Source organism: Streptomyces sp. NBC_00435 (genome assembly GCF_036014235.1).
Taxonomy (GTDB): Bacteria; Actinomycetota; Actinomycetes; order Streptomycetales; family Streptomycetaceae; genus Streptomyces.
This window is the reverse complement of the sequence record NZ_CP107924.1, coordinates 2,106,616-2,129,961: the sequence shown is the minus strand read 5'-3', so window position 1 is coordinate 2,129,961 and position 23,346 is coordinate 2,106,616. Positions and strand designations below refer to the sequence as shown.

Here is a 23,346-nt window from a genome sequence, read left to right as displayed (position 1 = left end):
GTCATCACGCCCTGTCCGCGACGCGCTCGCCCAGCAGGCCCTGTGGCCTGAAGAGGAGGACGAGGATGAGGAGGACGAACGCCCAGGTGTTGCCCCAGGTCTGTCCGCCGAGCTGTTCGAAGCCGGGGATGTCGGCGACGTAGGCGGTGGTGAGGGTTTCGGCGAGACCGAGGACGAGTCCGCCGATCATGGCGCCGTAGATGTTGCCGATGCCGCCGAGTACTGCCGCGGTGAAGGCCTTGAGGCCGAGCAGGAAGCCCATGCGGAAGTTGACTTCGCCGTACTTGAGGCCGTAGGCGACTGCTCCGACGGCGGCGAAGGCCGCGCCGAGGGCGAAGGCGACCGTGATGATGCGGTCGGTGTTGATGCCCATGAGCTTGGCGGTGTCGGGGTCCTGCGAGGTGGCCTGCATGCCGCGGCCGGTGCGGGTCTTCTTGACGAAGAAGCCGAGGATGGCCATGGAGATGGGTGCGGCGAGGAGGAGGAAGACGTCACCGGTCTGGATGGTGATGCTGCCGATGTTGAAGGGGCCGCCGGGGATCTCGGGGAAGACGACCTTCGACTTCGCTCCGGGGTACCAGGCCCATACCGCCTGCTGGAGGGCGAGGGAGAGGCCGATGGCGGTGATGAGCGGGGCGAGGCGGGGAGCGGTGCGCAGGGGGCGGTAGGCGAATCGTTCGGCGCCGACGGCGATGAGCGTGGCGACGATGATCGCGCCTATGAGCATGAGCGGCAGGGCGACCCACATCGTGGTGCCGCCGGGGAGCATGGTCCAGACCGTGAGGGCCCCGAATCCGCCGGTCATGAAGATCTCGCCATGTGCGAAGTTGATGAGCTGGACGATGCCGTAGACCATCGTGTAGCCAATGGCGACTAGCCCGTACATGGATCCCAGTAGCAGGCCGTTGACCAGCTGTTGCGGCAGTTCGTGCACCGCAGGTCCTCCGAGTCTTTCGACGGATGTGACACCGCGCGGGGCGCTTTTTGTGCGCGCCCCGCGCGGCGGGTGTGGCTGTTGTGGGTGGTGCTCCCGGTGGCCGGCCGTTCGAGCGGACTACCGGCTACCGGGTGGTGGGGCGGCTGGCGGAGATCAGCCGCCGAGGGTGCCCGACTCGACGGACTTCCACTCGGTGCCCTCGACCTTGTAGACGGTGAGCTGCTTGTTGGTCGCGTCACCGAACTCGTCGAAGGAGACCTTGCCGGTCACGCCGTCGAAGGAGACGCCCTGGACGGCGGCGAGGACCTTGGCGCGCGCGTCGGCGGGGAGCTTGCCGTTGTTGGCGTCGACGGTGGCCTTGACGGCCTCGATGATCGCCCAGGCGGAGTCGTAGGAGTAGCCGCCGTAGGCGGAGAAGGGCTCCTTGTATCCGGCCTTGGTGTAGTTGGCGACGAAGTCCTTGGCGGAGGGCAGGCTCTCGACCGGGGCGCCGACCGAGGTGGCGAGGTCGCCCGCGGCGCCGGCGCCGGCGAGCTCGACGTACTTCTTGTCGTAGATGCCGTCACCGCCGATGAGCGGGATGTTGGCGCCGGAGGCCTTGATCTGCTTGCTGAGCGGGCCGGCCGCGGGGTACTCGCCGCCGTAGTAGACGACGTCGGCGCCGGAGCTCTTGACCTGGGTCACGATGGCGCCGAAGTCGGTGCTCTCGGGGTCGATGTGGCCTTCGCCGACGACCTTGCCGCCGAGCTTGGTGAACTCGCCCTTGAAGGTGCCTGCGAGGCCCGCGCCGTAGGTCTTCTTGTCGTCGATGATGAAGACGTTCTTCTTGCCGGCCTTGTTGAAGAGGTACTGCGCCGCGAACGGGCCCTGGATGGCGTCCGTGGTGGCGGTGCGGAAGTAGCTCTTGTAGGTGCGGACCTTCTCGCCGGTGGCCCACTTCGGTCCCTGGGAGAGGGACGGGCTGGTGTTGGCCGGGGAGATCTGGACGAGCTTGGCGTCGTCGAAGACCTTCTGCATGGACTCCGAGACGGAGGAGTTCAGGGGGCCGACGACACCGAGGACGTCCTTGTCGGCGGTGAGCTTGGTGGCGTTCTGCTGGCCGGAGGAGGCCTGTGCCTGGTCGTCCAGTGCCTGGATCTTGAAGGTGACGCCCTTGACGTACTTCTTCTCGTTGGCCTGCTTGGCGGCGAGGTCCGCGGAGTTCTTGATGCCGAGGCCCAGGGCCGAGAGGTCACCGGTGAGCGGGGCGTCGACGCCGATGACGACCGTGGTGTCACCACCGTCGGCGGTGCTGCCGCCCTTGTCGTCACGCGAGCCACAGGCGGTGAGAGTGAGGGCACCTGCGGCGAGAGCGGCGGTGACGGCAATGAGAGAACGCTGACGCACGATCAGTCCTTTCCTGGCACTGCGTCCCCCGTGGGACGCACCGTGTCGAACGCGGGGAACCGAACTGCGAGGAATCCGGCTGGTCGCGGTGACTGGCCGTGACTCTAAGCCGGTCTCAGGGCGTTATGGAGGGCCGAGGCCAATGATGTGACTCTCTTGTTATGCCGCGGCGTAATGCATAGCGGATGTCTGGGGGTGGAACGGGGGAATTCCGGCCGGTTCGTCTTGTCCGAATGGTGAGACGCGTGAGGACCGTCCAGCGGTTTGAGTACTGTCCCGCCAGGACTCTGAGCCGTTTTGGTCATGACGGCGCGAGGGTGTCCGTGTCTCGGACTGCGGGACAGGCCCTGGTCAGAGCGGTGGAGAGATCCCTGGCATATCGGTCGCCGGGGATGTAGCTGTGATCCTCTTTCTCAAACTTATTACTCAGGGTTACTTCGAGGAATGGGAGGCTGGAATTCCGTGCTACATGCACGCAGTCGGTGACCTGAATCCGTACGACGAGGTCACGCGCCTCCCCGGGCGCGACGGTGGCCGGAAGTGGTGGCCGGACGTCCACCGTCAGCGCCCGCGAGGACTGCGTCAGCCGCTCCAGCGTGATGGCCGGCCCGGAGGCGACACGCACACGCACCGTGAACTCGAAGGCGCTGCCGGCGGCGGCCGGCTCGACCGGCGCGACATAGGCGAGGGAGAACACCTGTGAGGGTGCGGGCGGCCGGTACGGGGCGGGACGCGGCCGGGCCGCGTACAGCGCCGCCCCTCCGGCGACCACGGCGGACACACAGATCAGGGCGGCCACGGCCAGGACGGCCCCGCGGTGGCCCTCGTAGGCCTCACGGACCCGCCGGACGGCCGGGGGTGTACGGGGGCCGGGGTGCGGGCTCTCGTGGGCCCCGGTGCCCTCTCCGGGCTCGACCGGCCCGATGCCGCCGCTCACTGCCAGGGGCCGTCGGTCGGGGCGCCGGAGCGGTAGCGCTCCGCGCAGCGGCGCCCGACCTCCCGGGCGGTGAGCTCGTGCGCGGCGGCCGGGCCCTTCGCGCGCTGCTCGGCGCGGGCATCGGCGACGACGGCGCGCAGGATGTCGTTCTGGCCGCCGGACAGGCCCATGGACTGGTAGTCCAGGCGGACGGCGTCGTCGCCCTCGCCGGCGTCGAGGATCCGGCCGGCCCACTGCGTGATCAGGAGGGTGCAGACCTGCTCGGGCGGCATGGGTGGCGGCGTGGTTCCCGGCCCGGGGCCGGCAGAGTCCTGGGGATTGCCGGGGGAGCAGCCCAGCAGTGCGGCGGCCAGCAGTGCCGTCTTCGTCGCCGCCGCGGCCGAGATGCGCCGCGGCGCCGGTCCGGATCCCATGCGGGAACGCTAGACCGGCGCCGCCACGAGGGCAACGGCTAGTTGTTGCCGTCCTGTTGCGGGTTCAGGTCACGCAGCAGGCAGGTGAGGCGGGCCGTGCAGACGCGGCGGTCCTGCTCGTCGGTGATGACGACCTCGTAGGTGGCGGTGGAGCGGCCCCGGTGCACGGGGGTCGCGACGCCGGTGACCAGGCCGGAGCGGGCGCCGCGGTGGTGGGTGCAGTTCAGGTCGACCCCCACGGCGATCTTGGTGCTGCCGCCGTGCATCATCGCGCCGACCGAGCCGATGGTCTCGGCGAGCACCGCGGAGGCCCCGCCGTGGAGGAGTCCGTACGGCTGGGTGTTGCCCTCGACGGGCATGGTGGCGACGACGCGCTCGGCGGACGCTTCGAGGATCCGGATGTCCATCCGCTTGCCGAGGTCGCCCGCCGAGAACAGCGAGGGCAGGTCGATGCCCAGGGCCGTGTACTCGTCGAGGACCTCCTGCGGGAACTTCACCGCGTGCTGCTCGCCCATGGGGCCGACTCCGTTCGTCAACGCTCGTTAACCATCTTGTCCTCGGGTCGTTCTATCAGGCCGGCTCGAAGCGCACGACGACGGACTTGCTCGCGGGGGTGTTGCTGGTGTCCGCGGTGGAGTCCAGCGGCACCAGCACGTTCGTCTCGGGGTAGTAGGCGGCGGCGCAGCCGCGGGCGGTGGGGTAGTGGACGACGCGGAAGCCGGGGGCGCGCCGCTCCACGCCGTCGCTCCACTCGCCGACGAGGTCGGTGTACGAGCCGTCGGCGAGCCCGAGCTCGGCGGCGTCCTCGGGGTTGACCATGACGACGCGGCGCCCGCCGGTGATGCCGCGGTAACGGTCGTCGAGGCCGTAGATGGTGGTGTTGTACTGGTCGTGGCTGCGCAGGGTCTGCAGGAGCAGCCGGCCCGCCGGGAGGCGGGGGTACTCCACGGGCGCGGCGGTGAAGTTCGCCTTGCCGGTCTTCGTGGGGAAGCGGCGCTCGTCGCGCGGGGGGTGCGGCAGCTGGAAGCCGCCGGGGCGGGCGACGCGGGCGTTGAAGTCCTCGAAGCCGGGGACGACGCGGGAGATCCGGTCGCGGACGGCGGCGTAGTCCCGCTCGAACTCCTCCCAGGGGGTCCGGGAGGCCTCGCCGAGGACGGCGCGGGCCATGCGGGCCACGATCGCGGGCTCGGAGAGCAGGTGCGGGGAGGCGGGGGCGAGGTTGCCGCGCGAGGAGTGGACCATGCCCATGGAGTCCTCGACGGTGACGAACTGCTTGCCCGAGGTCTGCACGTCCTTGTCGGTGCGGCCGAGGGTGGGCAGGATCAGGGCGCGCCGGCCGGTCACCGCGTGCGAGCGGTTGAGCTTCGTCGAGACGTGCACGGTCAGGGAGGCGCGGCGGATCGCCGCTTCGGTGACCTCGGTGTCGGGGGTGGCGCCGACGAAGTTGCCGCCCATGGCGAACAGCACCTTGGCCTCGCCGTCGCGCAGGGCCTGGATGGAGCGGACCACGTCGAAACCGTGCTCGCGCGGCGAGGTGATGCCGAATTCCTTGTCGAGGGCGTCGAGGAAGGCGGGCGCGGGGCGCTCGAAGATCCCCATGGTGCGGTCGCCCTGCACGTTGGAGTGGCCCCGGACGGGGCAGACGCCGGCGCCGGGGCGGCCGATGTTGCCGCGCAGGAGGAGGAGGTTGACGACCTCGCGGATGGTGGCGACGGAGTGCTTGTGCTGGGTGAGGCCCATCGCCCAGCAGACGATGGTGCGCTCCGAGGCCAGGATCATGGCCAGGGCGGCCTCGATGTCGGGGCGGCTCAGGCCGGTCGCGGTGAGGGTCTCGGCCCAGTCGGTGTCCTTGACGGTGGCCGCGAACTCCTCGTACCCGTGGGTGTGCTCGCGGATGAAGTCCTCGTCGGTGGCGCCTTCGGTCTCCAGGACGAGCTTGTTCAGGAGACGGAACAGGGCCTGGTCGCCACCGATGCGGATCTGGAGGAACAGGTCGTTGAGGGCGGTGCCCCTGAACATGCCGAGGGGGGTCTGCGGGTTCTTGAACCGCTCCATGCCGGCCTCGGGCAGCGGATTCACCGAGATGATCTTCGCGCCCGCGGATTTGGCCTGCTCCAGCGCGGACAGCATGCGCGGGTGGTTGGTGCCGGGGTTCTGCCCGGCGACGATGATCAGGTCGGCCTGGTGGAGGTCTTCGAGGGAGACGCTGCCCTTGCCGATGCCGATCGTCTCGTTCAGTGCGGAGCCCGAGGATTCGTGGCACATGTTCGAGCAGTCGGGGAGGTTGTTGGTGCCGAACTCGCGGACGAAGAGCTGGAAGAGGAACGCGGCCTCGTTGCTGGTGCGGCCCGAGGTGTAGAAGAGGGCCTCGTCGGGGGAGTCCAGGGCGCGCAGCTCCTCCGCGATGATCTCGAAGGCCCGCTCCCAGGTCACGGGCTCGTAGCGGTCACCGCCCGCCGGCAGGGCCCCTCTCTCCAGGAGCATCGGCTCGGTGATCCGGCCCTGCTGGCCCAGCCAGTAGCCGGAGCGCGTCTCCAGGTCGGCCAGCGGGTGCGCGGCGAAGAACTCCGGGGTGACCCGGCGCAGCGTGGCCTCCTCCGCGACGGCCTTGGCGCCGTTCTCGCAGAATTCGGCGGTGTGCCGCTTGTCGCCCTCGGGCCAGGCGCAGCCCGGACAGTCGAACCCGTCCTTCTGGTTGACCTTGAGGAGGGTTCGGGCGGTACGGGCGAGGCCCATCTGCTGCTGCGCGATCCTCAGGGTGTGCCCGATGGCGGGCAGGCCGGCGGCCGCGTGTTGGGGAGGCGCGACCTGCGGCGCGTCCTGTACTGGATCACCTGCGGGCGGCTTGGTGGCCATGTCGCTCCCCTTTGAGCAGTCTTCTTCGTCCGCTTCCGATCCTGTCACGCTCCGCCGGCACGGCCGACGCCGGATTCGACCGGCCGCACCTGACCGGCCGCGCAGCCCGTCCGGATTTGTCAGTGGCGGCCTCTAGGATCGGGGGCGTGGCAGATTCAGCATCGAAGAAGACCGACCAGCCGACCGCAGCGGACCGCCCCCGCCTGATGCTCATGGACGGGCACTCCCTGGCGTACCGGGCGTTCTTCGCGCTCCCCGCGGAGAACTTCACGACCGCGACGGGGCAGCCGACCAACGCCATCTACGGGTTCGCGTCGATGCTGGCGAACACGCTGCGCGACGAGGCGCCCACGCACTTCGCGGTGGCGTTCGACGTGTCCCGCAAGACGTGGCGCTCGGTGGAGTTCCCGGAGTACAAGGCGAACCGCTCCAAGACCCCCGACGAGTTCAAGGGGCAGGTGGAGCTGATCGGCGAGCTCCTCGACGCGATGAGCGTGCCGCGCTTCGCGGTCGACGGCTTCGAGGCCGACGACGTGATCGCGACGCTCGCCACGCAGGCCGAGGCCCTCGGCTTCGACGTGCTGATCGTCACGGGCGACCGGGACTCCTTCCAGCTGGTCTCCGAGCACACCACCGTCCTCTACCCGACCAAGGGCGTCTCCGAGCTGACCCGCTTCACCCCGGAGAAGGTCGAGGAGAAGTACGGGCTCACTCCCCAGCAGTACCCGGACTTCGCGGCCCTGCGCGGCGACCCCTCCGACAACCTCCCCGGCATCCCGGGCGTCGGCGAGAAGACCGCCGCCAAGTGGATCACCCAGTTCGGGTCGTTCGCGGAACTCGTGGAGCGCGCCGAGGAGGTCAAGGGCAAGGCCGGGCAGAACTTCCGGGACCACCTGGAGGCCGTGAAGCTCAACCGCGTCCTGACCGAGATGGTCAAGGACGTCGCCCTGCCCAGGACCCCGGCCGATCTGGAGCGCGCCCCCTACGACCGGACCGCCGTCACGGGCGTCCTGGACGTACTGGAGATCCGCAACGCCTCGCTGCGCGAGCGCCTCCTCGCCGTCGACCCGGGCGCGGCCGGCGAAGAGGCCCCCGCCCCCGCGGCGGCCGCCGTGGAGCTGGACGGCTCCGTACTGGGCGCCGGCGAGCTCGCGCCCTGGCTGGAGAGCCGCGGCGGCGCCCCGCTCGGCATCTCCACCGTCGACAGCTGGGCCCTGGGCACCGGCAACGTCGCCGAGATCGCGCTGGCCTCGGCCGACGGCGCGGCCGCCTGGTTCGAGCCGTCCGCGCTGGACGCGGCCGACGAGCAGGCCTTCGCCGCCTGGGCCGCCGACGCGGGCAGGCCCAAGGTCGTGCACAACGCCAAGGCCCTGATGCGGGTCCTCCCGGAGCACGGCTGGACCCTGGCCGGGGTGGTCATGGACACCGCGCTCGCGGCGTACCTGGTCAAGCCGGGCCGCCGTTCCTTCGCGCTGGACGTGCTGTCCCAGGAGTACCTGCACCGGGAGCTGGCACCCGCCGCCGCCGAGGGGCAGCTCGCCTTCGGCGCCGACGAGACCGCCGAGGCCGAGGCCCTGATGGCGCAGGCCCGCGCCGTCCTGGACCTCGGCGACGCCTTCTCGGTGAAGCTTCCCGAGGTGGGCGCGGCCGAGCTGCTGCATGACATGGAGCTCCCCACCTCCGAGCTGCTGGCCCGGATGGAGCGGTCGGGCATCGCCGCCGACCACAGCCACCTCGAAGCGATGGAGCAGCAGTTCGCCGCCGCGGTGCAGCAGGCGGTGAAGGAGGCCCACGCCGCGGTGGGCCACGAGTTCAACCTCGGCTCGCCCAAGCAGCTGCAGGAGGTCTTCTTCGGCGAGCTGGACCTGCCGAAGACGAAGAAGACCAAGACCGGCTACACCACGGACGCGGACGCGCTGGCCTGGCTGGCCACCCAGACCGACCACGACCTGCCCGTGATCATGCTCCGTCACCGGGAGCAGGCCAAGCTGCGCGTCACCGTCGAGGGCCTGGTCAAGACGATCGCCGCCGACGGCCGGGTGCACACCAGCTTCAGCCAGACCGTCGCCGCGACCGGCCGCCTCTCCTCCACCGACCCCAACCTGCAGAACGTGCCGGTCCGCACCGACGAGGGCCGGGCCATCCGCCGCGGCTTCGTCGTCGGCGAGGGCTACGAGTCGCTCATGACCGCCGACTACAGCCAGATCGAGCTGCGCGTCATGGCCCACCTCTCCGAGGACGAGGGCCTGATCGAGGCGTTCCTGACGGGCGAGGACCTGCACACCACCGTCGCCTCCCAGGTGTTCGGCGTCGAGCGCTCCGCGGTCGACGCGGAGATGCGGCGCAAGATCAAGGCGATGTCCTACGGCCTGGCCTACGGGCTCTCCGCGTTCGGCCTGGCCCAGCAGCTGAACATCGAGCCCGGCGAGGCCCGCGGCCTGATGGAGACCTTCTTCGAGCGCTTCGGCGGCGTCCGGGACTACCTGGGCCGCGTCGTCGAGGAGGCCCGCGCCACCGGCTACACGGCCACCGTCTTCGGCCGCCGCCGCTACCTCCCGGACCTCAACAGCGACAACCGCCAGCGCCGTGAGGCCGCCGAGCGGATGGCGCTGAACGCGCCGATCCAGGGAACCGCCGCCGACATCGTCAAGGTCGCGATGCTGCGCGTGGACAAGGCGATCACCGGAGCCGGGCTGAAGTCGCGGATGCTGCTCCAGGTCCACGACGAAATCGTGCTGGAGATCGCCCCCGGGGAGCGGGCGAAGGTGGAGGAGCTGGTGCGCCGCGAGATGGCCGCCGCCGTCGACCTGCGGGCCCCGCTGGACGTGTCCGTGGGCGTCGGCCCGGACTGGGAGTCCGCCGCGCACTGATCGCCGTACGGTCCGGCCCCGCCCGTCTCCGCCTAACCGGCGGGGACGGGCGTTCGCGTTTCCTCTTCCGAGCCGGAGCCGGAGCCGGAGCCGATGCCGTGGCCCGCGTCCGGGCCGGTACGGTCGCGGCCGGGCCGGTGGCGCAGGCGGACGAGGACCCCGTAGAGCAGCAGGGCCACCGAGAGACCGCCGCCCGCGCCGAAGCAGACCGTCGGGATGATGTCGAGCGGGGTGCCGATCCGGTCGAAGAAGGTGAAGAAGCGGAGCACGCGCACGGTGACCCCGACGGCCACGCACAGGAGGACCAGCGCGAGCGCGCCCCACACCTCGGCCCGGCCGAGCACCGGGACGGACGCGGGGACCGGCGAGGCCGGCAGCCGGCGCAGTCCGGTCACCGTGAACCAGAACAGGGCGCAGGCCGCTACCGCCGAAGTGCCGTACTGCAGGTACGAGTAGAGCGGCAGGCCCAAGGCGAGCGGCTCGCCCAGCTCCGGCAGCGCGCGCGTACCCCAGCGGTCGAGGTGCGTGAAGCTGTCCCACACCACGTGCGTGAGCGAACCGGCGACCGCCGAGAGGTAGAACCACAGGGCCAGCGGGGGCAGTCGGCGCCCGCGCCACTCCTCGCCGCGTACGAAGGCGTGCGCCCTGCCCCGCCCGCCGCGCGGCAGCAGCGCGATCAGCGGCTCGCGCAGCAGCAGCCAGAACGCCGTGAGGACGGCGGTGAGTGCCGCGTCGGCGGTGACCACCCCGGGCAGGGAGTGCGTGAAGGTGCCGTACGGCCGCAGGCCCGGGACGACCGCGTCCGCGAAGTAGAAGACGTCCGGGGCGAAGGACCCGAGGACCAGGGCCGAAGCGACGAGAGGACCTCGCGCACGCCCGGTCCGGCGGACGGCCGGAAGTACGGCGGCCGCGTGGCTGAGGGTGAACGGCATGGAACCTCGTCTCGGCTCTTCGATCAGTGGCGTCCAGTATGGGTGAGCTGCGGAACCCATGGGGAAATCGTGAATTCCGGCTCACGATGCGTGCCCTGCGCAGGGAGTTGACGTATGGTCACGCGGACGTCGAGGGGGAGGGGGGTCCGGCTCATGACGCCTCGGATCCGCATACCGGCAGTACCCAGGCCCGTGCGCACGTCCGCACCGCTACCGGGCCGGTTCGGCCGGGCGCTGCGCAAGGGCGGGGCAGCCGTGCTCGTCTCCGCCCTGGTGGCCGCCGCGATGACCGCCTCGCAGGGGCCAGGGGCCGGTCGCGGCGGGCCGTTCGCGTCCGCCGGGAGCGGCCCGCGGGCCGCGGAGCCCGACGCGTCCGCCGGGGAATCCGCCGGGGACACCTCCTACTTCACCGCCCTCCCGCCGCTGGTGAGCCCCGAGCCGCCGGCCGTTCTGCTGCCCGAGGACGGAGCGGCGCCGCCGCCCGTGGCACCGGCCGCCGCCGCGGGCCCGCGCAACGAACCCGTGGCCATGGGCGGGGCGGAAGGCGCGCAGGGGATACCGGCGAGCGTGCTCGCCGCGTACGGGAACGCGGAGCAGACCGTAGGCCGGAGCGACCCCGGATGCGGACTGCGCTGGCAACTCCTCGCCGCGATCGGCAAGGTCGAGTCCGGGCACGCGCGCGGCGGCCAGGTCGACGCCGCCGGTACGACGCTGCGGCCGATCCTGGGCCCCGTACTCGACGGCAACGGCTTCGCGAACATCCCGGACACCGACGGCGGGGCCTACGACGGGGACTCCCGCTACGACCGGGCGGTCGGGCCGATGCAGTTCATCCCGTCCACGTGGGCCTCGTGGGGCCAGGACGCCAACGGGGACGGGCGGCGCGACCCCGGCAACGTGCACGACGCGGCGCTCGCGGCCGGACGCTACCTGTGCGCGGGTACGCGGGACCTGCGGGGGGACGGGGACCTGGACCGGGCCGTGCTGTCGTACAACGCGTCCGCCGCGTACCTGCGGACGGTGCGGTCGTGGTTCACGTACTACCTGAAGGGCGCGCACGAGGTCCCGGACGGCCCGGGCAGCGGCGGCACAGCGACGACGCCGCCGAAGCCCGCCCCGACACCGCCTGCGCCGACGCCGCCCGCCCCGACACCGCCTACGCCTTCGCCTACGCCTTCGCCTACGCCGAGTCCGACCCCGAGCCCGACGCCGACGCCGAGCCCGACGCCGACGCCGAGCCCGACGCCTAGTCCCCGGCCTACTCCGACGCCTTCGCCGACCCCGAGCCCAACGCCTACGCCGACCCCGACGCCTACGCCGACCCCGAGCCCAACGCCGACGCCGACTCCGACGCCGACCCCGACCCCGAAGCCCGAGCCGACGCCGAGTCCCTCGGCCTCCGTCTCCCCGTCGCCGAAGCCCGGGCCCGGCCCGTCCGGCTCGCCGGCTCCCAAGCCGTCGGCGTCCCCGTCCACCGCCTCCCCGGCGCCCACGGCGACCCCCTGACACGCCGCGGCGGCGGTCCGGGCCCGGGGCCCGGACCGGGCCGTCCGGCGTCACCCCGTGATCAGTGGCGCAAACGGTTCTCATCTGTCACCCGCATTGCTACGGTGCCCCCGCCCTGACGACCAATCAGATTCCGGAGGCCCCGGCATGCGCGCAATCGTCGCCGCCGCCAGCGGTCTCGTCCTCGCGGCGCTCCTCGTCTTCGCCATCACGGCGACGGGGACGCCGGAAGGCAAGACCTCACCCAAGCCCCTGCTCACCACCGCGCCCGCCGCGCCCGGAAAGTAGAGGAGGGCCCGGCCATGCGACGCAGAGCAAGCCTCGTCCTGCTAGCCGTAGCCGTGTTCTGCACCGCCCTCGCACCGCTGCTGCGCTGGTACGCGTACCCGAGGCTCGCGAAGATCCCGCCGAACCAGTACCAGGAAGTGGTCCTGGAGGCGAAGGACGCGACCCTGCTCGACTACAACGCGGGCATGCAGCCGAAGAAGGTAGACAAGGTCACCATCGTCCAGACGCTGAAGGGCAACGTCGAGGCGTCGAAGGAGATAGAGGCCAGCGCCGGCAAGGACGTGGTCGTCTGGGACACGCTGACCTACATCATGGGCCCGGACGGGAAGACGGTCTCCCAGGTCCCCGAGCGCTACATCTTCGACGCCCACACCCAGGCCCCGGTGCACGCCACCGGAGAGTCGGTGGACGGGGACCCGGTCAAGCGCGAGGGCATCGAGTTCAAGTGGCCGTTCTTCACCGAGCCGCGCGACTACCTGTACTTCGACCAGCAGACCCGCACCTCCTCGCCCATCCACTACGTGGGCCCGCGCAAGTTCAAGGGCATGGACGTCTACTACTACGAGCAGACGATCCCCTGGACGAAGGTCTCGCTGCCGAAGAAGATGCCGATCGAGGGCATCGACCCGGCCACCTTCGAGCAGACCACCGGCACCTCCCTCTGGTACTCGACCAAGGCGATGTTCTGGGTCGACCCGGTGACCGGCGCCCCCGTCAACGCCGAGCAGGAGATCCAGCAGGAGATGCGGGGTGGCAGCATCGCCGCGGCCGCGCCCGACAGCAGGCTCACCGTCTTCGCCGGGCACGTGAAGATGCGCGAGGACTACAGCGACTACACCGTCGACCTGGTCAGGGCGAACCGCACCAAGGTCCTCGCGCTGCACACCTATGCCCCCGCAGGTCTGGCGGCCGGCGGGCTCGCGCTCTTCGGGCTCGCGCTGTGGCTGGAGGCGCGCGGCAGGCGCCCGCGGGACGAGGAACCGTTCAGCGCCTGAGCCGGGCGTTGGTGTGCCGGGTGGGCTCGGCGGTCGCCGGGTCCTCCGGCCACGGGTGCTTGGGGTAGCGGCCGCGCAGCTCCGCGCGGACGGCCCGGTAGCCGCCCTGCCAGAAGGAGGCCAGATCGGCGGTGACGGCGGCGGGCCGGCCGGCCGGCGACAGCAGATGGACGAGTACCGGGACCCCCGCGATCCGGGGGGTCTCGGCCAGCCCGAAGAGCTCCTGGAGCTTGACGGCCAGTACGGGCTGCCCGTGCTCGGCGGCGTAGTCGACGCGGATCCGCGAGCCGCTGGGCACCTCGATCCGCTCCGGGGCCAGCTCGTCGAGCCGGGAGGCCTCGCCGGTGGCCCAGGGCAGCAGTCGGTTCAGCGCCTGCCCGGCGTCGATCCGGGCGAGGTCCCCGCGGCGGCGGGCCCGCGACAGCTCGGGCTCCAGCCAGTCGTCGGCCCGCTCCAGCAGCGCGGAGTCGTCCGCCACGTCGGGCCAGGGCGCGCCGAGCGTGCGGTGGAGGAAGCCGAGCCTGGCCCGGAGGCCCTCCGAGTCTGGGCTCCAGCGCAGCAGTCCGAGCCCCTCGGCGCGGAGCCCGTCGAGCAGGGCGGCCCGGACGAGGGCCCGGTCGGGGTCGCGCAGCGGCCGCGCGGCGAGCTCGACGGCGCCGAGCCGGGTGACCCTGCGGGCCACGAGGTCGCCGTCCTCCCAGTGGACCTCCTCGCCCTCGCGGAAGAGATGGCCGGCCGCCGCGCGGGCGGTGTCCTCGTCGAGGAGCGCCGCGAGGCGCACGCGGGCGGACGCGGAGTGCGGGGGTCTGTCGGCGACGGCCACGGCCAGCCAGGGCGCGCTGCGCAGCCCCGAGCCCTCGCCGAGCTCGGCCCCGGTCCCGGAGGCCATGAGGAAGGCCCCTTGGCCCTTGGCCCTGGAGACCCTTTCGGGGAAGGCCAGTGCGGCCACGAGCCCGGCGGCGGTGTCGTCGGGGAGGGGCGGGGTGGGGGAATGCCCCGCAGGGCCCCCTCCGGTTGCCGCGCGTTCCAGGCGGCGGGCTTCCGCGCGCCAGCGCGATGCGTACGGGTCGCCGCCCGCACGGGCCCGCCGCCAGGCGGCGGCCAGGTCGTCGCCGTACTCCCGCGGCGGCTCCTCGCTGAGCAGGGCCACCAGCTCCGCCGCCCGCCGGGGCCCCAGCGCGGCGGAGCCGTCGAGCAGGGCCCGGGCGAGGCGCGGGTGCAGGCCGAGGCGGGCCATGCGCAGCCCCCGGGGAGTCGGCCGCCCGTCCGGGGACACCGCGCCCACCGCGAGCAGCACCTCCCGCGCCGCGCCCATCGCTCCGGCCGGCGGCGGGTCGAGCAGCGCCAGCCCGGCCGCGTCGGGGTCGCCCCAGCAGGCGGCCTGGAGGGCGAACTGCGCCAGGTCCGCGATCCGGATCTCGGGGGCGGGGTAGCCGGGCAGCCGCCCGTCCTCCGCTTCGGCCCAGCAGCGGTACACCGTGCCCGGTGCCTCGCGCCCGGCGCGGCCCGCGCGCTGGCGGCCGGCCGCGCGGGAGGCCCGTACGGTGGCGAGCGCGCCCAGGCCCCGCGCGTGGTCGACCCGGGGTTCGCGGGCCAGGCCCGAGTCCACCACGATCCGTACCCCGGGCACGGTCAGGCTGGACTCCGCCACGGCGGTGGAGAGGATGACCCGGCGGTGCGGGGCGGGGGACAGCGCCGCGTCCTGGACGGCGGCCGGAGCGCGGCCGTGTATCTGGAGGACCTCCGCGCCGACAGCGCCGAGCTGCCCGGCGACCCGGGCGATCTCCCCGACGCCGGGCAGGAAGCACAGGACGTCGCCGGAACGTTCCGCCAGTGCCCGCCGCACCACCGAGGCGACGTGCGTCAGCTGCGCGGGGTCCACCCGCATTCCGTGTGGCGGCCGTACCGGGCGGGCCGGCGGGGCCCACACGGTCTCCACCGGGTACGAGACGCCGGCGGCCTCCACGACGGGGGCGTCCCCCTCGCCGCCGTGACCGAGGAGCCGGGCCCAGCCGGCCGCGTCGGTGGTCGCCGAGGCCGCGAGGATCCGCAGCTCCGGGCGCAGGGTCTCCCGTACGTCCAGGAGGAAGGCGGCGACCGTATCGGCGTCGAGGTGTCGCTCGTGGCACTCGTCAAGGATCACCAGGTCGACCCCGGAGAGTTCCTGGTCCCGCTGGAGCCGCTGGAGCAGCACCCCGGTGGTGACCACCTCGACCACCGTGGCCGGTCCCACCACCCGCTCCCCGCGCACCGTGAAGCCCACCGAGGCGCCGACCTGCTCGCCGAGCAGCCAGGCCATCCGCCGGGCCGCCGCGCGGGCGGCGATCCGGCGTGGTTCGGCGACCACGATCCGGCGGAGCGGCCCGCCTCCCGCAGGCCCGTCTCCCGCAGGCCCGCCTTTCGCAGGCCCGGCGCCCCGCGGGCCGGTCCCGACCAGTCCCGCCAGCACCAGTGGCACCAGCGTGGTCTTGCCGGTGCCCGGCGGGGCGCAGAGGACCGCCGCGCCGTGGGCGTCGAGCGCGGAGACGAGCGCGGGCAGGACCTCCCGTACGGGAAGGGCGTCGAGGTCGGCGGTGCGGATCACCTGCTCAGTCCCGCTCGCACACGAAGATCGCCGTGCCGGGGATGAGGTTGCCGCGCAGCGGGGACCAGCCGCCCCACTCCTGGCTGTTCCAGGCGGGCCACTCCGGCTCGACCAGGTCGAGGAGGCGGAAGCCGCCGGCGACCACGTCCCGTACCCGGTCGCCGAGGGTGCGGTGGTGCTCCACATATACGGCGCGGCCCTGCTCGTCCTGCTCGACGTACGGGGTGCGGTCGAAGTAGGAGGCGGAGACGGACAGCCCCTCGGGACCGGGCTCGTCGGGGAAGGCCCAGCGGACGGGGTGGGTGACGGAGAAGACCCATCGGCCGCCCGGGCGCAGGACGCGGCGGACCTCGCGCATCACGTTCACGGGGTCGGCGACGAAGGGGACGGCGCCGTAGGCGGAGCAGGCCAGGTCGAAGGAGGCGTCGCGGAAGGGGAGCCGGCCGGCGTCGGCCTCGACCAGGGGAACGTCCTCGCCGATGCGCAGGGCGTGCTGGAGCTGGCGGTGGGAGAGGTCCAGGGCCACCGGTCGGGCGCCCTGGGCGGCCAGCCAGCGCGAGCACTGCGCGGCGCCGGCGCCGATCTCCAGGACGTCCTTGCCCTTGAGGGAGGCGGCGGGGCCGAGGAGGGCCGCTTCCGCCTCGTCCAGACCCTCGGGGCCCCAGACGAAGCGGTCGTCGCCGAGGAAGGCGCCGTGCTCGTTCTGGTACTCGTCGGCGTTGCGGTCCCACCAGCCGCGGCTCGCCCGGCTGCTCTCCGCTTCCCCCGCGTCACGCCGCGTGGCCTCGGAGTCGTCCCCGGCGGCCGGGCCGGCTTCGTACGCTTCTTCGGTGGCGTAGTCCTCTTGGTTCATGGGGCCCGTCGTCGTAGTCTGCGAATGTCTGCGGAAAGCGGGCGGGAAGGGCCATCGGCGCCTGCCTGCCCACTAATTGTGCCGGTTATGCGGTGATCCGCCCGGGGTGTGCGCCTTCGCGCATTGACCCTGTCGGGCTGCCCCCGTATGCTACAAGTTGCGCTGCGAGCCTGTGCTCCTCAGACCTAGCAGGCTGCGCTTGTATCTGTTGATGACCCCTCGGTTTTCGAGGCCCCCACCCCGCACTTCGCGGAACTGGGGCTTCCTTGGCTGTCCGGCTTCTTCGGCAGATGCCGATAAGGGCTCCCGGCGTAGCAGTACCTACGACTTTCTGTCCGTAACCGGAGCCCTTACCCACATGACGAGCAGCACCGAGACCACCGCCACCACCCCGCAGGTTGCGGTCAACGACATCGGTGACGAGGCAGCGTTCCTCGCCGCGATCGACGAGACGATCAAGTACTTCAACGACGGCGACATCGTCGACGGCGTCATCGTGAAGGTGGACCGGGACGAGGTTCTCCTCGACATCGGTTACAAGACCGAAGGCGTCATCCCGAGCCGTGAGCTCTCGATCAAGCACGATGTCGACCCGAACGAGGTCGTCAAGGTCGGCGACGAGATCGAGGCCCTTGTTCTCCAGAAGGAGGACAAGGAAGGCCGTCTGATCCTGTCCAAGAAGCGTGCGCAGTACGAGCGCGCCTGGGGCACGATCGAGAAGATCAAGGAAGAAGACGGCATCGTCACCGGTACCGTCATCGAGGTCGTCAAGGGTGGACTCATCCTCGACATCGGCCTCCGTGGCTTCCTGCCGGCCTCCCTCGTCGAGATGCGTCGCGTCCGCGACCTCCAGCCCTACGTGGGCAAGGAGCTCGAGGCGAAGATCATCGAGCTGGACAAGAACCGCAACAACGTGGTCCTGTCCCGCCGTGCCTGGCTCGAGCAGACCCAGTCCGAGGTTCGCCAGACGTTCCTCACCACCCTGCAGAAGGGTCAGGTCCGCTCCGGCGTCGTTTCCTCGATCGTCAACTTCGGTGCCTTCGTGGACCTGGGTGGCGTCGACGGTCTCGTCCACGTCTCCGAGCTGTCCTGGAAGCACATCGACCACCCGTCCGAGGTTGTCGAGGTCGGCCAGGAAGTCACCGTCGAGGTCCTCGACGTCGACATGGACCGCGAGCGTGTCTCCCTGTCGCTGAAGGCGACGCAGGAAGACCCGTGGCAGCAGTTCGCCCGGACGCACCAGATCGGTCAGGTCGTCCCGGGTAAGGTCACCAAGCTGGTTCCGTTCGGTGCGTTCGTCCGCGTGGACGAGGGCATCGAGGGTCTGGTCCACATCTCCGAGCTGGCCGAGCGCCACGTGGAGATCCCGGAGCAGGTCGTCCAGGTCAACGACGAGATCTTCGTCAAGGTCATCGACATCGACCTCGAGCGTCGCCGGATCTCGCTGTCGCTGAAGCAGGCCAACGAGTCCTTCGGTGCCGACCCGGCGTCGGTCGAGTTCGACCCGACCCTGTACGGCATGGCCGCGTCGTACGACGACCAGGGCAACTACATCTACCCCGAGGGCTTCGACCCCGAGACCAACGACTGGCTCGAGGGCTTCGACAAGCAGCGCGAAGCCTGGGAGGGCCAGTACGCCGAGGCGCAGCAGCGCTTCGAGCAGCACCAGGCTCAGGTCATCAAGAGCCGCGAGGCCGACGAGGCCGCCGCTGCCGAGGGTGCGGCCGCTCCGGCCGCCGGTGGCAGCAGCAGCGCCGGTGCGGGCATCTCGGGTGGTTCGTACTCCTCCGAGGGTGCGGACGAGACCTCCGGCGCCCTGGCGTCGGACGAGGCCCTGGCCGCGCTCCGCGAGAAGCTGGCCGGCGGCCAGAGCTGATCGCAGCAGCACGGACACGCCGCCGCTCGCGTGCGGTGTGAGCTGAGTTGATGTTCAACGGTAAGGCCCGTCCCCTCAGGGGGGCGGGCCTTACCGCGTTGTACGGGTTCGTTGCGGGTCCGTTGCGGGTTCTCGCGAATACCGTCAACTGGGGAATGGTCACGGTTCCTTGGACGTTCTTGCCAGAGAACGAGGCGGAGGAGGAGTGGTGGCGGTGCTTGATCCACAGGGTTTGTACGAATGGGACGCCAAGGGCCTGGCGGTGGCCGACCTGGCGCTCGCCCAGGACTCGGCCGGGCTGGTCATGCTCTACCACTTCGAGGGGTACATCGACGCGGGCGAGACCGGTGAGCAGATCGTCGAGCGGCTGCTCGACACGCTGCCGCACCAGGTCGTGGCCCGTTTCGACGCGGACCGGCTGGTGGACTACCGGGCGCGCAGGCCCCTGTTGACCTTCCAGCGCGACCACTGGACGGAGTTCGAGGAGCCGCTCCTGGAAGTGCGCCTCGTCCAGGACGCCACGGGTGCGCCCTTCCTGCTGCTGTCCGGCCCCGAGCCGGACGTGGAGTGGGAGCGCTTCTCCGTGGCGGTGCGGCAGATCGTCGAGCGCCTGGGCGTGCGGCTCTCCGTCAACTTCCACGGCATCCCCATGGGCGTCCCGCACACGCGACCCGTCGGGATCACCCCGCACGGCAACCGGACCGACCTCATGCCGGGGCACCGCAGCCCCTTCGACGAGGCGCAGGTACCGGGCAGCGCCGAGTCGCTGGTGGAGTTCCGCCTCGGCCAGGCCGGGCACGACGTACTGGGCGTCGCCGCCCACGTCCCGCACTACGTGGCGCGCTCGCCGTACCCGGACGCCGCGCTGACGGCCCTGGAGGCGATCACCGCCGCGACCGGGCTGGTCCTGCCGTCGGTGGCGCACGCGCTGCGCACCGAGGCGCACCGCACCCAGACGGAGATCGACCGGCAGATCCGCGAGGGCGACGAGGAGCTGGTCAGCCTCGTGCAGGGGCTGGAGCACCAGTACGACGCGGCGGCGGGCGCCGAGAGCCGGGGCAACATGATGGCCGAGCCCGCGGAGATTCCGTCCGCGGACGAGATCGGGCTCGAGTTCGAGCGGTTCCTGGCCGAGCGCGAGGGCGAGGGCTGAGCGACCCCCTCTCCCCGGGGGCCCTCCCCGCAGGGGGCTGTACGGGGGCCAGGGCGCGGGGGTTAGTCTGCCGGGCATGTTGAAAGTTGGCCTGACAGGCGGAATCGGCGCCGGCAAGAGCGAGGTCTCGCGGCTGCTGGCGGGGTACGGGGCGGTCCTCGTGGACGCCGACCGGATCGCGCGGGAGGTCGTGGAGCCGGGCACGCCCGGGCTCGCGGCCGTCGTGGCGGCCTTCGGGGAGTCCGTGCTGACTCCGGGGGGCGAGCTGGACCGGCCGAAGCTGGGGTCGATCGTGTTCGCCGACCCGGCGAAGCTCCAGATCCTCAACGGGATCGTGCACCCTCTGGTCGGGGCCCGGTCCGCCGAGCTGGAAGCCGCCGCGGGGCCCGACGCGATCGTGGTGCACGACGTACCGCTGCTCGCCGAGAACGGGCTCGCGCCGCTGTACGACCTGGTCGTCGTCGTGGACGCGGCCCCCGCGACCCAGCTGGCCCGGCTCACCGCGCTGCGCGGCATGGAGGAGTCGGAGGCCCGGGCCCGGATGGCCGCTCAGGCCACACGGGAGCAGCGGCTGGCCGTGGCCACCCTGGTGATCGACAACGACGGGCCGCTGGAGGCGCTGGAGCCGCAGGTGCGCAAGGTCTGGGAGGACCTCGCGGCGCGAGCCTGAGGCCTGCGCGGAATAGCGGGAGGGGTGGAGGGCGTTGAAGGCGTCCTCAGAGGGGAAGGAACAGACCGTGTCCGACACCACGCCGCCGCTCCCGCAGCCGTCGCCGTCCTCGTCGCCGTCGCCCGAGACGCATGTCATCGACTACCGGGCCGCGGAGCGGCTGCTCGCCGCGCGCGACCCGCGTGGTGCGGTGAAACTGCTCGATTCGGTCATAGCCGCGCACCCGGAGAACACGGCGGCCCGGCTGCTGCGTGCCCGGGCCTTCTTCGCCGCTGCCCAACTGCGCCCGGCGGAGCTCGAGTTCCAGATCGTGCTGGAGCGGGAGCCGGACAACGCCTTCGCCCACTTCGCGCTGGCCCGCACCCACGAGCGCGCCGGCCGCCCCGAGCAGGCCCGCAAACACTTCCGCCTCGCGGCCGCCCTGGACCCCCAGCCGGACTACCTGGCCGCGGCCCGCTTCGAGAACTAGGCCGCCCCTCCCGGGTCGCGGATCTTGCCGTGCGAGCCGCCCGCCTCAGTGCGTGGGGGGTTCGTACGGGGGGACGTCCGGGCCCGGCTGGTAGTGCGGGCCCTGGCGCATGTGGTGGAGCACGACGCCCAGGTCCACGGCCGCCAGCACGGCGACGGCGGCGCAGGCCGCGGCCCACCCGGGCCGGGCGGCGAGCGAGAACGCCGCCGCGCCGGCACCGGACCAGAGCAGGCCCCACAGGCTCAGCCAGAACCGCAGCCGCAGCGCGCTGCGGGCGGTCACCGGCTCGTTTCCGGTTCGCATGACCATCGCCTCGACGTCGTCGCCCGCCCGGCCTCCCCCTCCCTTCCATGGTGCCACCGGGCGTGGGGGCCGTCAGGGGTTGAGCTTGTTCACGGCCGTGGTGGTCGTCTTCCTGAAGGCCGGGACGGGTGCGTCCGAGAGGTTGCCCATCTGCCCCCACCGCACGACCGTCACGGTGGAGCCGTCGCGCCCGATCCCGTACAGGTGCACGCCGGGCTCGGACTCCGGCATGGAGGTGTGCACCCCGTAGACGTGTGCGCCCTCCTCGACGCGGATCTTGCCGTAGTCCTGCCAGGAGGCGGTGCCGCCCGGGTTCGTCCGCAGCCAGTCGGCGGCGCAGGCGGCCACCTTGCGCTCCAGGGTGGCGGCGAGCGTGGTGGCCGCGGCGGCCGAGGCGGCGCGCACGGACACCTGGACCGCTCCCGTGTCGTACTCGGTACTGAAGTCGCGGTGCCAGCTGCCGGCCGCGGGAAGTACGCCCTCCAGGCAGAACGGCGCGAACTCGGGCAGCCCCTTGACGACCTTCCCGGCGTACCAGGAGGAAGCCGGGTGCGGGGGCAGGTCGGCGCCGCCCAGGAACCCGGGCGCTGTGGCGGCCGCGGCCGTGGCCGTCGTGGAGACGGTGAGCACGAGGGCGGTGGCGGCGGCCGCCGCTGCCGCGAGGACGGCCGTGGTGGTGGTGCGGGCGGCGTGAGCGCTGGTGCGGAACGTGGTGCGTCGTCGTCGCAGCATGGTCGGTTCTCCCCGTGTCGGTCGGTGCGGCTGTGTGCCCGGCAAGGTTGTGCCCGGTCCGGGAGGCCGGTCCACGGTTTGGGACGAAACCGGGACGATGGAACGCCCGTACGCCCCGTCAGCTGCGGGAACACCCTTGGCATGGAACGGAAGTCCGGGACGGGGAGATCGGCCGAGGCGCAGGCGTTCGCGCGGTTGATGGGGGAACTGAAGGAACGGAGCGGGCGGAGTTACGGGGCCCTGGCGCGGCTGCTCCACACGAGTACGTCGACCCTGCACCGCTACTGCAGTGGTGAGGCCCTGCCCGCGGAGTTCGTGGCGGTGGACCGCTTCGCGCGGGCCTGCGGGGCGACGGCGGCGGAGGCGGTGGAACTGCACCGCGCCTGGCTGCTGGCGGACGCGCGGCGGCGGGCGGTGGTGGAGGAAGCGGTGGTGGTCACGGCGGCGGACGCGGTGGTGGTGGACGCGGGGGTGGTGGAGCGTGCGGCACCGGAGGTGGCCGCGGAGTCCGGTGTTCCGCGGGCGCCGGGGCCGCGTCGACGCGGGCGCCGCCTGCTGCCGGCCGGGGCGGTGGCGGCGGCCGCGGTCGTGGCCCTGGCGGTGGGCATCGGGGCGCTTCCGGACCCGGGCCCGGAGCGCGGTGCGCCCCAGGCCGGTCCGACGGCGGCGACGGCGGCGGCGACGGGGACGGCGACGGGGCCGGGGACGGGCCCGACGGCGGATCCGAGGACAGGGCCGGCGACGACGCCCCCGGCACCGGGACAGGAGACGTCGGCAGGCACGACGACGGGACCTGCCCCGGCGCCGGGGCCGGGGACGGCGACGTCCGGGGCGTCCCCTGCCCCGGCGCCCGCGTCCCCGCCGATGCGCGCGGACGTACGGTCGCACGTGTGGGCGGCGGGCTGCGGGCACGCGTACCTCGCGGAGTCCGGGCCCTCGGCGGTGCCGGCGCCGCCGGTGGAGGCGGACGCGCCGGCCTGGGCGGCGGCCCGGGGGGCCGTGCACGCGGGGACGCAGATCGTCGAGGTCACCCTGCACGGCACGGGTCCGGACCCAGTGGTCCTGGAGGGCCTCCAGGTACGGGTGGCCGGACGGCGGACCCCGCCGCGGTGGAACGTCTACCAGATGTCGCAGGGCTGCGGCGGGGCGCTCACCCCGGCCGTCTTCGCGGTCAACCTGGACGCGCCGCGCCCGCTGGCCCGCCCGGTCGCGGGCAACGACGCGGGAGAGACGATCAAGGCCCCCGCCTTCCCCTTCCGGGTCTCGGCCGCCGAGCCGGCCGTCCTGCGGGTGGAGGCGACCACCACCGGCTGCGACTGCGACTGGTACCTGGACCTGCGTTGGAGCGGACCGACCGGCTCCGGCACCCTCCGCCTCGACGACGGTGCGGGCCGCGCCTGGCGCGTCTCGGCAGCCCCCTCGGACCGCCCGGTCTACGGCTACGCGCACGAGCAGGGTCGCTGGACCCGCTGAGGATCCAGGGGAACGCGCAGTTCAGGGGCGTTGTCAGTGGCCGCGCCTAAACTCGACGCAGAGGGGATCCGTACGACCGCGAGGGGGGGGACACGATGACGACAGCGCCGAGC

Annotated in this window: 20 protein-coding genes; 9 read left to right on the top strand and 11 right to left on the bottom strand. The window is 72.4% G+C overall.

Going from position 1 to position 23,346, the window contains the following annotated elements; translation table 11 throughout:
- Positions 1-4: 4 nt before the first annotated feature.
- From OG389_RS09720 to OG389_RS09695, 6 genes are all read right to left on the bottom strand, one after another.
- Positions 5-934, bottom strand: a complete 930-nt coding sequence (locus tag OG389_RS09720) for a branched-chain amino acid ABC transporter permease (RefSeq protein ID WP_328298063.1) — start codon at positions 932-934, stop codon at positions 5-7.
- A 156-nt stretch (positions 935-1,090) separates the two neighbouring features.
- Complete coding sequence (locus OG389_RS09715; RefSeq protein WP_328298062.1) at positions 1,091-2,323, bottom strand: branched-chain amino acid ABC transporter substrate-binding protein; 1,233 nt, start codon at positions 2,321-2,323, stop codon at positions 1,091-1,093.
- Positions 2,324-2,624: 301 nt separating this feature from the next.
- The gene (locus tag OG389_RS09710) at positions 2,625-3,260 is read right to left on the bottom strand and encodes a Tat pathway signal sequence domain protein (RefSeq protein ID WP_328298061.1); all 636 of its coding nucleotides are present in this window, start codon (positions 3,258-3,260) and stop codon (positions 2,625-2,627) included.
- Positions 3,257-3,673 (bottom strand): hypothetical protein, encoded by a 417-nt coding sequence (locus OG389_RS09705; protein ID WP_328298060.1) that lies wholly within the window; start codon positions 3,671-3,673, stop codon positions 3,257-3,259. Before OG389_RS09705 ends, OG389_RS09710 begins: the two co-directional genes overlap by 4 nt.
- Before the next feature lie 38 nt (positions 3,674-3,711).
- On the bottom strand, positions 3,712-4,188 hold the full coding sequence (locus tag OG389_RS09700; protein WP_328298058.1) for a PaaI family thioesterase: 477 nt from the start codon (positions 4,186-4,188) through the stop codon (positions 3,712-3,714).
- 55 nt (positions 4,189-4,243) lie between these two features.
- The gene (locus OG389_RS09695; protein ID WP_328298057.1) at positions 4,244-6,529 is read right to left on the bottom strand and encodes an FdhF/YdeP family oxidoreductase; all 2,286 of its coding nucleotides are present in this window, start codon (positions 6,527-6,529) and stop codon (positions 4,244-4,246) included.
- A gap of 146 nt (positions 6,530-6,675) precedes the next feature.
- On the opposite strand from OG389_RS09695, the gene polA reads away from it, so the two are divergent.
- On the top strand, positions 6,676-9,399 hold the full coding sequence (polA, locus tag OG389_RS09690; RefSeq protein ID WP_328298056.1) for a DNA polymerase I: 2,724 nt from the start codon (positions 6,676-6,678) through the stop codon (positions 9,397-9,399).
- 32 nt (positions 9,400-9,431) lie between these two features.
- On the opposite strand, the gene OG389_RS09685 is transcribed toward polA, so the two are convergent.
- Entirely contained in the window at positions 9,432-10,331 is a 900-nt protein-coding gene (locus OG389_RS09685; protein ID WP_328298054.1) for a DUF4184 family protein, read from the bottom strand.
- Positions 10,332-10,523: 192 nt separating this feature from the next.
- Between OG389_RS09685 and OG389_RS09680 the strand changes: the two genes are divergently transcribed.
- The 3 genes from OG389_RS09680 (at position 10,524) to OG389_RS09670 (ending at position 13,120) form a co-directional block, all read left to right on the top strand.
- On the top strand, positions 10,524-11,837 hold the full coding sequence (locus tag OG389_RS09680; protein ID WP_443059236.1) for a lytic murein transglycosylase: 1,314 nt from the start codon (positions 10,524-10,526) through the stop codon (positions 11,835-11,837).
- Between the two features lie 147 nt (positions 11,838-11,984).
- Positions 11,985-12,125, top strand: coding sequence for an SPW_0924 family protein (locus OG389_RS09675; protein WP_328298053.1), 141 nt, complete (start codon positions 11,985-11,987; stop codon positions 12,123-12,125).
- Positions 12,126-12,139: 14 nt separating this feature from the next.
- Positions 12,140-13,120: a DUF3068 domain-containing protein gene (locus tag OG389_RS09670; protein WP_328298052.1), complete on the top strand. Its 981-nt coding sequence runs from the start codon at positions 12,140-12,142 to the stop codon at positions 13,118-13,120.
- Here the strand turns inward: OG389_RS09670 and hrpB are convergent.
- Positions 13,110-15,704 (bottom strand): ATP-dependent helicase HrpB, encoded by a 2,595-nt coding sequence (gene hrpB / locus OG389_RS09665; RefSeq protein ID WP_328298051.1) that lies wholly within the window; start codon positions 15,702-15,704, stop codon positions 13,110-13,112. The genes OG389_RS09670 and hrpB overlap by 11 nt on opposite strands.
- 4 nt (positions 15,705-15,708) lie before the next feature.
- The gene (locus OG389_RS09660; protein WP_328298050.1) at positions 15,709-16,557 is read right to left on the bottom strand and encodes a class I SAM-dependent methyltransferase; all 849 of its coding nucleotides are present in this window, start codon (positions 16,555-16,557) and stop codon (positions 15,709-15,711) included.
- A 358-nt stretch (positions 16,558-16,915) separates the two neighbouring features.
- On the opposite strand from OG389_RS09660, the gene rpsA reads away from it, so the two are divergent.
- The 4 genes from rpsA to OG389_RS09640 all read left to right on the top strand — a co-directional run bounded on the left by rpsA (position 16,916) and on the right by OG389_RS09640 (position 20,725).
- Positions 16,916-18,433, top strand: a complete 1,518-nt coding sequence (gene rpsA / locus OG389_RS09655) for a 30S ribosomal protein S1 (RefSeq protein WP_254383748.1) — start codon at positions 16,916-16,918, stop codon at positions 18,431-18,433.
- Positions 18,434-18,647: 214 nt separating this feature from the next.
- The gene (locus OG389_RS09650) at positions 18,648-19,586 is read left to right on the top strand and encodes a PAC2 family protein (RefSeq protein ID WP_328298049.1); all 939 of its coding nucleotides are present in this window, start codon (positions 18,648-18,650) and stop codon (positions 19,584-19,586) included.
- 76 nt (positions 19,587-19,662) lie between these two features.
- Positions 19,663-20,256, top strand: a complete 594-nt coding sequence (gene coaE, locus OG389_RS09645; protein ID WP_328298048.1) for a dephospho-CoA kinase — start codon at positions 19,663-19,665, stop codon at positions 20,254-20,256.
- Positions 20,257-20,323: 67 nt separating this feature from the next.
- Positions 20,324-20,725, top strand: a complete 402-nt coding sequence (locus OG389_RS09640; protein WP_328298047.1) for a tetratricopeptide repeat protein — start codon at positions 20,324-20,326, stop codon at positions 20,723-20,725.
- A gap of 45 nt (positions 20,726-20,770) precedes the next feature.
- Here OG389_RS09640 and OG389_RS09635 read toward each other — a convergent pair whose 3' ends face one another.
- Both OG389_RS09635 and OG389_RS09630 read right to left on the bottom strand, forming a co-directional pair.
- A complete protein-coding gene (locus OG389_RS09635; RefSeq protein ID WP_328298046.1) occupies positions 20,771-21,028 on the bottom strand; it encodes a DUF6343 family protein in 258 nt (85 codons plus the stop codon).
- 72 nt (positions 21,029-21,100) lie between these two features.
- Entirely contained in the window at positions 21,101-21,760 is a 660-nt protein-coding gene (locus OG389_RS09630) for a hypothetical protein (protein ID WP_328298045.1), read from the bottom strand.
- 141 nt (positions 21,761-21,901) lie between these two features.
- On the opposite strand from OG389_RS09630, the gene OG389_RS09625 reads away from it, so the two are divergent.
- Positions 21,902-23,233, top strand: coding sequence for a helix-turn-helix domain-containing protein (locus tag OG389_RS09625; protein ID WP_328298044.1), 1,332 nt, complete (start codon positions 21,902-21,904; stop codon positions 23,231-23,233).
- Positions 23,234-23,346 lie beyond the last annotated feature (113 nt).

What these genes read in the sequence shown, in the direction of transcription:
- rpsA (WP_254383748.1), top strand. Translation starts at nt 16,916, where the DNA reads ATGACGAGCAGCACCGAGACCACCGCCACCACCCCGCAGGTTGCGGTC.
- OG389_RS09625 (WP_328298044.1), top strand. Translation starts at nt 21,902, where the DNA reads ATGGAACGGAAGTCCGGGACGGGGAGATCGGCCGAGGCGCAGGCGTTC.
- OG389_RS09660 (WP_328298050.1), bottom strand. Translation starts at nt 16,557, where the DNA reads ATGAACCAAGAGGACTACGCCACCGAAGAAGCGTACGAAGCCGGCCCG.
- OG389_RS09630 (WP_328298045.1), bottom strand. Translation starts at nt 21,760, where the DNA reads ATGCTGCGACGACGACGCACCACGTTCCGCACCAGCGCTCACGCCGCC.
- OG389_RS09675 (WP_328298053.1), top strand. Translation starts at nt 11,985, where the DNA reads ATGCGCGCAATCGTCGCCGCCGCCAGCGGTCTCGTCCTCGCGGCGCTC.
- coaE (WP_328298048.1), top strand. Translation starts at nt 19,663, where the DNA reads ATGTTGAAAGTTGGCCTGACAGGCGGAATCGGCGCCGGCAAGAGCGAG.
- OG389_RS09635 (WP_328298046.1), bottom strand. Translation starts at nt 21,028, where the DNA reads ATGCGAACCGGAAACGAGCCGGTGACCGCCCGCAGCGCGCTGCGGCTG.
- OG389_RS09695 (WP_328298057.1), bottom strand. Translation starts at nt 6,529, where the DNA reads ATGGCCACCAAGCCGCCCGCAGGTGATCCAGTACAGGACGCGCCGCAG.
- OG389_RS09670 (WP_328298052.1), top strand. Translation starts at nt 12,140, where the DNA reads ATGCGACGCAGAGCAAGCCTCGTCCTGCTAGCCGTAGCCGTGTTCTGC.
- OG389_RS09700 (WP_328298058.1), bottom strand. Translation starts at nt 4,188, where the DNA reads ATGGGCGAGCAGCACGCGGTGAAGTTCCCGCAGGAGGTCCTCGACGAG.
- OG389_RS09685 (WP_328298054.1), bottom strand. Translation starts at nt 10,331, where the DNA reads ATGCCGTTCACCCTCAGCCACGCGGCCGCCGTACTTCCGGCCGTCCGC.
- OG389_RS09705 (WP_328298060.1), bottom strand. Translation starts at nt 3,673, where the DNA reads ATGGGATCCGGACCGGCGCCGCGGCGCATCTCGGCCGCGGCGGCGACG.